12 protein-coding genes are annotated in these 11,886 nt (G+C 41.2%); 7 read left to right on the forward strand and 5 right to left on the reverse strand.

All coding sequences use genetic code 11. From position 1 onward, the window contains the following. Positions 1-71 precede the first annotated feature (71 nt). Together hprK and MHH60_RS07185 are read left to right on the forward strand one after the other, a co-directional pair. Positions 72-989, forward strand: a complete 918-nt coding sequence (hprK, locus tag MHH60_RS07180; protein ID WP_076132824.1) for an HPr(Ser) kinase/phosphatase — start codon at positions 72-74, stop codon at positions 987-989. 219 nt (positions 990-1,208) lie between these two features. Then, positions 1,209-2,090 (forward strand): SMI1/KNR4 family protein, encoded by an 882-nt coding sequence (locus MHH60_RS07185; RefSeq protein WP_076132823.1) that lies wholly within the window; start codon positions 1,209-1,211, stop codon positions 2,088-2,090. 439 nt (positions 2,091-2,529) lie between these two features. Here the strand turns inward: MHH60_RS07185 and MHH60_RS07190 are convergent, their stop codons facing one another. Continuing rightward, positions 2,530-2,967, reverse strand: a complete 438-nt coding sequence (locus tag MHH60_RS07190; RefSeq protein ID WP_076124207.1) for a MarR family winged helix-turn-helix transcriptional regulator — start codon at positions 2,965-2,967, stop codon at positions 2,530-2,532. Between the two features lie 121 nt (positions 2,968-3,088). Between MHH60_RS07190 and MHH60_RS07195 the strand changes: the two genes are divergently transcribed. Next, positions 3,089-3,676: an NAD(P)H-dependent oxidoreductase gene (locus MHH60_RS07195; protein ID WP_036682318.1), complete on the forward strand. Its 588-nt coding sequence runs from the start codon at positions 3,089-3,091 to the stop codon at positions 3,674-3,676. A 379-nt stretch (positions 3,677-4,055) separates the two neighbouring features. After that, on the forward strand, positions 4,056-5,468 hold the full coding sequence (locus tag MHH60_RS07200; protein ID WP_076132821.1) for an alanine/glycine:cation symporter family protein: 1,413 nt from the start codon (positions 4,056-4,058) through the stop codon (positions 5,466-5,468). A gap of 138 nt (positions 5,469-5,606) precedes the next feature. On the opposite strand, the gene MHH60_RS07205 is transcribed toward MHH60_RS07200, so the two are convergent. Continuing rightward, a complete protein-coding gene (locus MHH60_RS07205) occupies positions 5,607-6,008 on the reverse strand; it encodes a RidA family protein (RefSeq protein WP_076132819.1) in 402 nt (133 codons plus the stop codon). Between the two features lie 413 nt (positions 6,009-6,421). On the opposite strand from MHH60_RS07205, the gene MHH60_RS07210 reads away from it, so the two are divergent. From MHH60_RS07210 to MHH60_RS07220, 3 genes are all read left to right on the forward strand, one after another. Continuing rightward, positions 6,422-6,988, forward strand: coding sequence for a TetR/AcrR family transcriptional regulator (locus MHH60_RS07210; RefSeq protein ID WP_076132817.1), 567 nt, complete (start codon positions 6,422-6,424; stop codon positions 6,986-6,988). Further along, positions 6,985-7,521 carry a DUF2798 domain-containing protein gene (locus MHH60_RS07215; RefSeq protein ID WP_076132815.1) on the forward strand — a complete coding sequence of 179 codons (537 nt, stop codon included), beginning with the start codon at positions 6,985-6,987 and terminating at the stop codon, positions 7,519-7,521. The genes MHH60_RS07210 and MHH60_RS07215 overlap by 4 nt, the downstream gene beginning before the upstream one ends. A 271-nt stretch (positions 7,522-7,792) precedes the next feature. After that, complete coding sequence (locus MHH60_RS07220; RefSeq protein WP_076132814.1) at positions 7,793-8,974, forward strand: multidrug effflux MFS transporter; 1,182 nt, start codon at positions 7,793-7,795, stop codon at positions 8,972-8,974. A gap of 103 nt (positions 8,975-9,077) precedes the next feature. Here MHH60_RS07220 and MHH60_RS07225 read toward each other — a convergent pair whose 3' ends face one another. The 3 genes from MHH60_RS07225 to MHH60_RS07235 form a co-directional block, all read right to left on the reverse strand. Further along, entirely contained in the window at positions 9,078-9,968 is an 891-nt protein-coding gene (locus MHH60_RS07225) for a diacylglycerol/lipid kinase family protein (RefSeq protein WP_076132812.1), read from the reverse strand. Positions 9,969-10,103: 135 nt separating this feature from the next. Then, entirely contained in the window at positions 10,104-11,087 is a 984-nt protein-coding gene (gene guaC / locus MHH60_RS07230) for a GMP reductase (protein WP_036682307.1), read from the reverse strand. A gap of 166 nt (positions 11,088-11,253) precedes the next feature. Beyond that, positions 11,254-11,862, reverse strand: a complete 609-nt coding sequence (locus MHH60_RS07235) for a LysE/ArgO family amino acid transporter (protein WP_076132810.1) — start codon at positions 11,860-11,862, stop codon at positions 11,254-11,256. Between the last annotated feature and the right edge of the window lie 24 nt (positions 11,863-11,886).

The raw sequence follows: 11,886 nt of genomic DNA on the forward strand, positions 1-11,886 counted from the left end.
ATTCGTCGTTGAATATATCCCGGTAACCGTATTACGTATTCAAAATACGTAGCCACAGGAGGAGAACAACATTGAAATCGATTACCGTTCAAAGCCTTACGGAAACGTTTAAGCTGGAAGTGCTTGCGGGTGCTAGCTGCATGGACCGTGAGATTACTCGCTCAAAGACACATAGACCTGGCCTGGAGTTCGTGGGTTACTTCGATTTTTTCCCCATGAAGCGAGTACAAGTATTGGGCCGCAAAGAAATCAATTATCTGCTAAAGCTAAGCGTTGAGCAACGCAAGTTACATATTGGCAATATTGTTAAGTATCATCCCCCATGCTTTATTGTGACGACGGGTCAGCAGGAGATTCCTTATTTGACTTTATTCTGCGACCAAGAAGGTATACCACTACTTCGAACGGAAGAGACGACGTCAGAGTTCATCGCAAAGATTGATACTTATCTGGTGAAGGCGCTGGCGCCTGAACTTTCAATTCATGGAGTGTGTGTGAACGTGTCCGGCATAGGGGTCCTATTGAGAGGCAAGTCCGGGATCGGAAAAAGCGAAACCGCTCACACGCTCATTAGAAGAGGTCATCGGTTTGTGGCCGATGATGTAGTTGTGCTTAAGAAGCTGGGACCGGCTACGCTTCTTGGCACACATAATGAAACGACCCGTGAATTCCTAGCGCTGCGCAGTATTGGTCTGATCAACGTTGTACGGCAGTACGGGCGTAGAGCTTTTCAGGAAGAGACACGAATTGTACTCGACATCGAGTTGTCACCATGGCGGGAGAATTCCCTGAACAATGAGCTCGAAATCGAACCTCAGTTCACAGACTATCTTGGTGTGCAAATTCCGCATATTGAAGTTCAGCTTCAGCCTGGCCGCGATGTGGCTGGTCTGATCGAAGCGGCTGCGAACAATTGGTACCTTAAGCAGCTCGGCTATAGTGCCGTTGAAGAGTTCCTGCAGAGGATCGAAAACGGGATGCAGTCGTAAAGGCAAGATAGAAGGCAGCAATTATAGCTATAAATATAATGGTTTTATGTATACTCAAAACAGACCGCAGATAAACGCTGCGGTCTGTTTTTCACAGCAAAAAGGGAAGTTGTCTTTTGATTGATATGGCTAAGACATGCGTTATTGGCTGGGCATAGGTTAGAAATGGTATAATTTCTAATAGGTATTTTGAGTGATCGTTAATAGGAGGTATTAATGATGAGTGATGAGTTATTGGCAAAATTGGATGAATGGCATGAGGAAGATGAATTTCAAGAAATCGTGGATGCAATCACGGAAATTCCTGAAGAGGAAAGAGATTATGTTCTAACTAGTCATTTGGGCAGGGCGCTTAATAATCTCGGGCAATATGAAGAGGCTTTAGAGCAGTATTTGAGCATTGAAGAAGAGGGTGAAGGTGACCCGCTCTGGCATTACCGTATCGGGGTTTCTTATTATTATCTGAAAAGATATGACGAAGCTTTAAAAGCGTTTACGATTGCCGATCAGCTGGAGCCTGATGATGAAGACACACTGGAGTTTCTGGGCTGGATCAAACGTAAATTGGCTAAAAAAGCTGCGAAAAAGCCTGTAAACAAACCTGCAAAGAAGCCTGTAATAGCGTTGGATACCACTAATTTCTGGGATGACAGCGAGTATGCGTTCTCAGAATATATCTCTGATCCGCCTTCAGATGCATTGATTACTTCAGTACAAGAAGAGCTGGTCTTCAAGCTGCCTGCTTCCTATGTGGATATGATGAAGTTACATAATGGGGGAATTCCTCATAACAATCGTTATCCGATTCCGGGAACAGGAGAATTTATTACGATTTCTGGTATCCACGGAATTGGACGAGATAAGAATAAGTCGCTGTGTGGAGCTTCAGGCAGCCGGACTGTGATTGAAAATGGGCGTTATCCTGAAGTTGGTGTGGTGATCTGTGATTGTCCTTCTGAGAATGAAGTGGTGATGCTGGATTACCGCGAATTCGGGAATGATGGCGAACCTGAGGTTATTCATGTAGATCGGGATAACAAATACAAAATCACACGTTTGGCTGATAATTTTGAGACCTTTATCAGCGGACTGGTGAAATAGTCCGTTTCGCTGGCTAAGAATACTTATAATCAAATCAAGGCATTCCTTAAGAGGAGTGCCTATTTCTATTAGGTGATTATTAGGGAAGCGTCTTTCGGACTCAGCTGACCTTAAATGCAGTTTTTTCGCATATTTGGAATGCCAACGGACCGCATAGCAGCTATTGGCATAAAAAACACCCAATATGAATCTGATTCATAGGAATAGCGTCGCTGGAGTCCGAAACTACGCACAAAAGGCTAAAAACATGCCAATAACGTCATCTGGGTCCGAAAGCCTCAGTGGACGAGTGCGATTCAGCTGAAGGTGAGGCTGATTCGAAGTCGTTAGGCTTTAACTAGCCAATAATCGGTCTTGAGTCAACTAACCAACGACCTAAACACAGAGCAGCGGTGCTCCCATTAATGGGGAACCGCTGCTCTGCTGTCTTTTTCTCGGATCATTGCTGGGTATTAAACACCTTAGATTGCAGGATATCGAGGGCATGGTTAATCTCGGCTAATTCCTCTGGGGGAACCTCTTTAATCCGGTTCAAAAAACGTTCACCGATCCGTTCAAAAGCCTCGTTCATCATCGCTTGTCCAGCATCAGACAACCGAATCATTTGCTTACGCCGGTCCTCGGCGACATCAAGCTTCTCACACAGGTTTTTTTCTGTTAATTTCTTGAGCTCACGGCTGGTATTCGGCATAGAGATATTCTTACAATCGCTGATTTGGCTGAGGGTAACAGGCTGGCTAACCGCAATATATTCCAGAATACTATATTGAACGGGCGTAATGCCTTCCGGTCTAACATCTTTGGTAAAGTCAAATGTTACTTCATGGACTGCTGTCGTAAAGGTAACAATTTTCTGAAAAAACGCTTGTTTGTCCATAAGGATCACCTCTTATTGTAAACCTTAACAAAATAATTATCATAATACAATTATCATTTGACAACTAAATAACGGTTGTGATACCATTTTGTTATCAAATGATAATTAAAGAGGTGGAGCAATGAACGTTTTAGTCATCTATACACATCCGAATCATAAAAGTTTAAGTTATGCTTTTTTCAATAAAGTCATTCAGGGAAGTAATGAGAATCAAAAGATCACGAAGATAGAGGTCCTTGATCTTTACGAAGAGCAATTTGATCCTGTACTGGTCTTTAATGAAAATAAACGTAGAAGAGACATGCATATCGATCCCAAGCTAGAGAAGTATCGGGAGCAGATTCGTCAGGCCGACAAAATTGTGTTTGTGTATCCAATCTGGTGGGGCCGGCCTCCCGCGATGTTGCTCGGTTATATTGACCAAATGTTTGCTTCTAATTTTGCTTACAGAGAAAAGGGTGGCCTCATCCCCGAAGGGCTGCTGAAAGGAAAGTCTGTGGTTTGCATTTCCAGCATGAAGGGACCGACCCTTTATCCTTTATATTGGCTGAATAATTCCCATAAAGTGCTGATGAGAAAAGCATTATTTCAATATTGTGGCATCAAGAAAGTGAAGTTTTTCGAATTTGGGAATATGGAGAGTCCAAAAGGGAAACATGATAAGAAGTTAAATCAGGTGTACCAATATTTTAAAGCTGTGGCTAATTAATACCTCGAAAATATCTGCTCTATGATTATTCAAGATAACCCCGGAAATGGATGTCTCAAGTGATCCCATTAGTTGGATGGTCCAAAACAACGGTGGGATCAAACCAAATGTTCTCCACGATATAAATGCGCGCATACATTGTTGTCATACATTTCTTCCACCGGATGCTTTTTCATTTTTTTTATAATACCTAGATTAATCCAAAGCAGCTTGTGAGCTCAGATGAAGATGGAGAAATAGCTCTCACACCGGTGTAAGGTATGGTGTTGCTGGCTAATTTTTTTTGTTGGCTTTTGAAATAAGGGCTGTTATATTTGAAAATACTATGTAACTAAAGGTTCAGCAACTGGGTATCGACACAATGGAGAGGCGGATTTACATGCAACAAATGTTAGACAGTATGATTAGCGCAACAAATGACTTTCTTTGGTCGAAAATTTTGGTGGTTCTGCTTATTGTTTGTGGAATTTATTTCACCATTCGATCGAAGTTTGTTCAGTTTAGCATGTTTAAAGAAATGTTTAGGGTTCTTAAAGAGTCCAATGAAAGGTCAAAAGATTCCATTTCGTCGTTTCAGGCTTTCTGTATCAGTATGGCAGCAAGGGTTGGGACAGGGAATATTACAGGGATCGCAATTGCTATCGCAATAGGTGGTCCAGGGGCTGTTTTTTGGATGTGGGTCATAGCTATTATTGGATCAGCGTCCGGATTTATTGAAAGTACTCTGGCACAGGTGTATAAAGTGAAGGACAAGACTGGATTTCGTGGGGGTCCCGCCTATTATATGGAGCAAGGCCTGAAAAAACGCTGGATGGGCGCGGTATTTGCGGTTTTGATCACGTTATCCTTTGGTCTTGTATTTAATGCAGTTCAATCCAATACGATTACAGTGGCCTTTGAGAATTCATTTGGCACTAATCGGGTGATTCTTGGACTTCTAGTCGCCGCTACTTTTGCGGCAGTTATCTTTGGTGGGGTTAAACGTATTGCTAGAATGTCCGAATATATTGTAGTGGTTATGGCAGGGATCTATATTGGGGCTGCTGTTATTATTATGTTAATTAATATTACGGAAATACCGGCGATTCTGGCGCTTATTGTGAAAAGTGCTTTCGGATTTGAACAAATCGCGGGGGGATCTTTTGGGGCAGTTATTCTGCAAGGGGTGAAACGGGGACTATTCTCCAATGAAGCGGGAATGGGTAGTGCTCCGAATGCTGCGGCAACTGCAACAACTAGTCATCCGGTGAAACAAGGGCTGATGCAAGCGCTGGGTGTACTTACAGACACGTTACTTATTTGTTCGAGTACTGCTTTTATTATCTTGTTATCTGATGCGTATAAACAGCCAGGGCTGGATGGAATTAAGCTGACACAAGCGGCATTAAGCGAACATATTGGTTCGTGGGCCTCTGGATCCTTAGCGATCATGATTTTGTTGTTTGCTTTCAGTACGTTAATCGGAAATTATTATTATGGTGAGACCAATATAGAATTCTTGAACTCCAATAAAAAAGTATTACTATTCTATAGATACAGCGTCTTGGCGATGATTATTTTTGGCTCCGTAGCTAAGGTTCAATTGGTATGGGATTTGGCTGATTTATTTATGGGCTTCATGGTCATCGTGAATTTGATCGCTATTCTTCTATTATCTAAGGTGGCCTTTGCCGCCCTGCAGGATTATAAGCGCCAGAAGCGCGCAGGCAAGGACCCTGTCTTTTATAAAGATAGCATAGAGGGTTTGGAGAACGTGGAATGTTGGGACAATTCTTCAGATATAAAAACGTAGTAGAGTAAGTATTTGCGGGCTCAGGAAACTGAGCCCTTTTTGCTGTTATAGAGGGGGGTAGAAAAAAGAGCCTTTAGAATTTCTTCTTAGGCTCGTTTGGTGTACAGAATATTAAATTAGTCCCTCTTGATTTAGGGTTTAACCAGCAGCCCATACATCTAACTCAATTTTTAATTCAGGTAACCCTAATCCTTTAATATAAGCAATTGTCATTGAAGGAGGTGTCATACCGAATACTTTATTCCAACCTTCATAGAAATGGTTCCAATCGATTTCTTCCGTAGCCCAAATGTTGATTTTGATTACGTTATCAGGTGTTAGCCTTTGAGAAGAAAGGACCTCAACAATATTACTCATCGTATTTGTTACCTGTTGGTTAAAATCTGTAGGGATATGATTGTTTTGATCGATTCCAATTTGGCCAGAAAATACATACATTTCAGCATTTCTACTTATTTTTGTTACATGACTATAGTTACCAACCGGTTTAGCAATATTTTCTGGATTATATCTTGTAATAACATTATTATTTAAGTTCATTTTGTGAATTCTCCTTTAAATAGAAGATACATAACGATATCTAAGTTATATATCTCCGCTGTTTTTTAGTTTCTTTTAATTTTTGACAGACCTATCCTATCAATAATTAATTCTAGAAAAAAACAGCAGTAGAATACCCAATACCAAAAGATAGATATTTTAGCGATCTCTTTTTCACCGGGTATTCCTCCTTCATATTTAAAGTAAGATAAGTTTCCTCAGAATGATATCATTAATCCAAGTGATACTGCAACAATTCCACTTTCGACACAATTTTCTAAGCTTTTTTTGGGGTTATAAATGAAAATAATGAAATATTTTTTGAAAAAAAGCAAAAAAGACTTACATTAATCATTTTTATATTGTTATAATAACAAACAGACCGGTTGGTATGTTAGGGGGAGTACGTTATTGTGGATACAAAATCGCTAATGATTGAGACGGCGACACTTCTTTTTCAGCAAAAAGGATATAAAAATGTAGGCGTGAGTGAAATTTTAAAAGCCTGTAATGTGACCAAAGGAGCGCTTTATCATCATTTTCCAAATGGAAAAGAAGAACTATTAATTGCTTGTTTAAAGGGCTTAAATGAAGCAATTACGATAGATATTGAGGATATTTTTAAAAAGCATCCATCGACGTTAGCAGCTACACAATCCATGATCGACAAGTTAGTTCACAACTTAGAAACTGAGGGCACGATTACCGGATATACCTTTAGCAGTATTGTCAGTGAAATGGCTACGGTGAGTGAACCTGTTCGCCAGGCATGTAGCTTGCTCTATGAGAACATGGAACGAATTTACTGCGATAAGCTTGTAACTGAAGGTTATTCGCAGGAATCAGCCTCCGATATGGCTTTGTGGATGACGGCTTCGATTGAAGGGGCGATGATGTTGTGCCTAACGCAAAAATCTACAACTCCCTTAAAAACTATCGCCAAACTATTACCGACAATATTGAAAGGAAGAACATCATGAATCAAGAAGTAAGATTACCAAGAAACGGTAAGGAGGGGGCATTATATGGTGCAATCATTTGTACACTGACGGTACTGTTTATGTCTTCAATAAATATCATTTTAGGGGTTGGAGAATTTAATGGTGAGGTTGCCTTAACGATTCTTAAGGTGTTTCCGATCATTTGGGTAATTGTCATGATTATTGAGCCTGTTGTTATTGGCCGTATTGCCGAAAAGCTGACAGCTACATTCACACAAGCCACCGATAGCTTCAACGCCAAAATCCTATTCCGTATCTTGTTCACCGTACTAGGGATGTCATTTTGTATGACGTTTATTGGAGACATTATCGGAAACGGGTTGAGTTCTCAAACGTTTAATCACTTCTTAGCCAATTGGCCAAGAAATTTCCTGATTGCACTGTTCGCTGAAAGTATATTAATACAGCCGTTTGCAAGATTTGTGATGGTAAAGCTACATGCTTCTCAGGACAAAAAGAAATCCAGCGCTGTTGGCGTAACTATACATGGATTATCAGAACAAAATTCCTAACCTAAATAAGCTCTCAGGCGAAGCGATTCGTTTGAGAGCTTTTCTATTACCGTGTATAATGATGTTTTGGTTGAATAATTGAACTCAAATCTTTGCCTGATATCTTTCGGGTAAGCCCTCCTATAAAACAATGAAAGCATAACAATGAAAGGTGATTTTCTAACATGATGATTTATAGTCGTCTTGCCATAATGATGCCCCCATTTCCCTAGCTAGGCTCATATTCTTGTAGTTGTTCGAGGATATAAGCTTGTAGGAGGGCGAAAATAAGATGAAAAAATATGCAGCACCATCGTTACTTTTAATGATTGTTCTTGTGGCTTTTCCGCAAATTAGTGAGACGATTTACACCCCATCGTTACCGGATATCGCAGTAGCACTTGGGGCCACCAATAGTTCTGTACAGTTAACGTTAAGTATATATTTTATTGGATTTGCTATAGGTGTTTTTAGCTGGGGTTGGTTGTCTGACTTCATCGGGCGGAGATCTTCCATGCTGGCTGGTCTTCTTGTATACGGTATGGGAAGCTTGATGTGTTTTTACTCAGAATCCATTCATCTGCTGTTAGTCAGCCGGTTTATACAAGCGTTTGGAGCAGCAACAGGTTCGATTATTACCCAAACCATTCTTCGTGAGAGTGTCTCCGGGAATAAACGGCATGTTATGTTTGCCCAAATCTCGGCGGTCATTGCTTTTACTCCCGCAGTAGGTCCGTTAATTGGCGGATGGGTGGATCAAGCTTTTGGTTTTCGAGCGGTTTTCTTTACATTAGTAATGATGAGTGTGTTGTTATTTATGTATGCTTTTTGGAAGCTGCCAGAAACCACTGATGTTTCCATGAGAAAAAAGGTGGCTATTCTGCCTATAGTCAAAAAAATGCTCGCATTGCCACGTGTATTGGTGTTTGGATTACTAATTGGAGGCATTAACGGAATCTTGTTCAGCTATTATGCTGAAGCTCCTTTTATATTTATTGAACACTTTCAGATTTCGCCAGGAGTCTATGGTTTTCTCGGCATTATTGTGGCTTTGGCGTCGATTGTAGGAGCAATGATCTCCAAAAGGTTATTAACCCTCTATGCCCCAGAAAAAATAATCCATATCGGCTGTCTAGTAATGGCGGGCGGAGCCTTGCTATTAACAATCGCAAGCAGTCTTGACTCGCTGCCGGATATGATAGTGATCGTATGTATTTTAATAACGCTGTTTGTCCTATTAATGGGTGCAGGGATTGCTTTACCTAATTGTCTAAGTCTTGCTCTTGTTCAATTTCAGGATGTTGTAGGAACAGCAGGTGCGATATTCAGCTTGGGCTATTATTTGCTTGTTAGCTTGGCGACGTGGGGAATGAGCACTCTTCATAATGGTTCATTACTGACGATGCCTATTTATTTCTTAGGGATTAGCGGCGGAATGTGGTTATTAGGCAAAAAATTTATTGTAGTGGAATAGAAATAACTTCTTAGTCATTTGATTAGCAGGAAGATATGGATCGGGGCGTCCATAAATTAAGGGCAGTCTGGAACTTTTTGAGTTCCAGACTGCTTTTTGTTTGTTAGTCCACTTCTGGCACAATGACTTGGATATGACGAGGGAGAACACTTAGCGTAATAGGCAAAGTTGGACCTTCTTCGCCATCTACATTGGTTCTTACGGTTTCTGGAGAGCTTACACTTACATTGTGGGCTGTGAAATAGACAACGTCTTTATGATCCTTAAGGGTACCTAGCAGTAAAGATATACTGGCTGTAATGGTATTGAATATACTGAGGTCCAAAATAATAAAACAATGAAGCAGACCGTCGTCCACCGCAGCATCCGGTATTAGATTCTCGAACCCGCCGACGGAGTTGGTTAATACGGCGAGAAAGAGTAAGGAGTCTCCTTGCCATAATTGTTCATCATGGTGAATGACAAGGGGGTGGGCTGTAGGGCTTGTAAGTTGTTTAAGACCTTCTTTCAAGTATGCCAATGAGCCGAGTTTGGTTTTATCTTCGGAGGATACAGAGGATAATGATCCGGCAATTGAACCTACAGCAACAACGTTGCCGAATAGGCGGTCATTTAAGCGACCGATATCTACGTTTTTTAGGTTAGAGGAGGCAAGGGTTTGAATGGCTATTTCGGGATTCAGTGGAATTTGTAGTGCACGGGCGAAATCATTAGCCGTTCCTAAAGGAACCACACCTAATCTTGGGTGGTGTTCCTGATCGATAAGACCATTAATGGTCTCGTGAAGCGTGCCATCCCCGCCGATGGAGACAACCAGGTCATAACCTTCCTCACAAGCAGTGATGGAATAACGAGTGGCGTCTAGTTCTTTTTCCGTCTCGTTGATCGTAACGGAGTAGTCTTTGTCACTTAGAACTCTTGTTGCGTATCTGACATATTGGCTGGCTTCCTCTTTACCGGATGAGGGGTTAATAATAATCATAGCTTGCCGCATAAGGATAATCCTCTCTATTGTGATCTAATAGAAGTTTATTCTTACCATTACCCCAAAGTAGGCCAGCGGAACTCGTTCTCATAAAAAAAGGTGAGCAAGATTGACCTAAGTCATCCTGCCCACCTGTGTATTCAATTAATAGACTTTATCTCCATTAAAAATGGAGTTCTTAACGATAACGTAATCCACATTACGGATAGCCTCTAATTTATTGCCACCTGCATAAGAGATGGAGGATTGAAGATCCTGCTCCATTTCTCTTAGGGTTTCTGCTAAAGCCCCTTTATGCTCAACCGCAATTTTTTTACCTTCGACGTTCTTCTTTTCACCTTTTTGGTATTCTGAAGCGGAGCCAAAGTATTCTTTATAGAGCTTCCCAGCGATTTCAATGGTTTCACCCGGAGATTCTTCATGACCGGCAAATAGCGAACCAATCATGACCATAGAAGCGCCAAATCGTACGGATTTAGCAATATCACCGTGTGTGCGAATGCCACCATCGGCAATAATTGGCTTGCTTGCAGCCTTGGCACACAAGCGTAGTGCAGCTAACTGCCAGCCGCCTGTACCGAATCCAGTTTTGATCTTAGTGATACATACTTTCCCTGGTCCAATCCCAACTTTAGTAGCATCAGCTCCAGCGTTTTCTAATTCTCTAACGCCTTCAGGTGTTCCTACATTTCCTGCAATAACAAAACTAGCAGGCAGGTATTGTTTAATATGTTTGATCATCCGAATAACTGCTTCGGAATGGCCGTGTGCAATATCAATTGTGATGAATTCCGGAACCAGCTGTTCTTTGGATAATTGTTCGACGAAATCATACTCTTCTTCTTTAACTCCGACGCTGATGGATGCGATTAATTCACGGGAGTGCATGTCTTTGATGAAAGACGTACGTTTCTCCGGTTCAAAACGATGCATAATGTAGAAATAGCCATTTTGCGCCAAGGAGATAGCGATCTTCTCATCAATGATGGTTTGCATGTTGGCAGGTACCACCGGCAATCTAAATTTATGCCCACCGAGGGTGACTGATGTATCACACTCCGAACGGCTGTTTACGATACATTTTGCAGGAATTAATTGAATATCTTCATAATCGAATACTTCTTTCATAATTTACACCTCTAAATGCGAACATTATAGTATTTTGGTTTGTTAATTGTTCGTCCAAATTGTAATGTACCTCATTCTGCGCCGTAAGTCAAAATTCTAGTACATTATGGTGTAAATTGGACATAATTATACGGCAAATTGGTGTACAGCATTCTTTTTCCTCCATTTAAAAAAGCTTGAAGGCAATATAAGCAGCAACGATCCAAATAATGATCGCGGAGATCTTATTAATGATCCGCATGATTTTGCCACTGGCGTCGATTTGTCCTACAGTTTTTCCGGCTACAGCCAGCCCAAAGAACCAAATCCATGACACTAGGATAGTCGCGCCAGCAAATACAACTTTGTCTACGCCTGTATAACTAAGCGAGCTAGTGCCAATAACGCCGATAGTATCCAAGATCGCATGTGGATTTAATAAAGAAACGGACAGCGCGAACAGGATTTGTTTTTTGGAGGATAAAGGGGTTGCGTCTTGTGCTGATGATGCCGGTGTACTTTTCCAGATAGACCATCCCATATACAAAAGAAATAAAAGTCCTACAGCAAATAAAGCGGTCTGCAGAACGGGGATGGCAAACACAAGGACTGAAACACCTAATACGGCTAATAAAATAAGCAGGGTATCGCATAAAGCGGCTGTAACAATAACGGGAATGGCCTTTTTAAAATGTGGCTGCGAGGCCCCTTGGTTAAATACAAAGACATTTTGTGCGCCAAGTGGAAGAATTAATCCAAAGGCTAGTGCAATGCCATGAAGTAGTGCGGCTAACATAGTTATTATTCCCCCGATACTGGT

The organism is Paenibacillus sp. FSL H7-0716, assembly GCF_038002705.1.
GTDB classification, from domain to species: domain Bacteria; phylum Bacillota; class Bacilli; order Paenibacillales; family Paenibacillaceae; genus Paenibacillus_AQ; species Paenibacillus_AQ odorifer.